Below are 259 nucleotides of genomic sequence, written 5' to 3' on the forward strand. Positions count from 1 at the left end.
GATTGGCATTGGCTCTATAGGAGCAGGAGTCGACGGGATCAAAAGATCGTACTACGAAGCCGTATTCGCCTCCACGTATCCTAAGAAATGGGGAACTCTTTGCCGCTTCGAGGATCTGCATGTGGTCTCTATGGAGGGGCAGCGCGAGGCAGCGGAAAAGCATCCGGAACGCACCTATGTGGAACTGGCGATTAAGCAAATTCGTGAGGAACGCGAACAGCGGACATGGAGTGTGGTAGACAAAGCGGTCACCTTCATT

Annotated in this window: 1 pseudogene; it reads left to right on the forward strand. The window is 52.9% G+C overall.

From position 1 onward, the window contains the following. Positions 1-259 (forward strand): annotated as a pseudogene (locus KVT27_RS25260) (DNA-binding response regulator); the annotation flags it as partial.

It is taken from the genome of Lysinibacillus sp. GbtcB16, from assembly GCF_019091145.1.
Taxonomy (GTDB): domain Bacteria; phylum Bacillota; class Bacilli; order Bacillales_A; family Planococcaceae; genus Lysinibacillus; species Lysinibacillus fusiformis.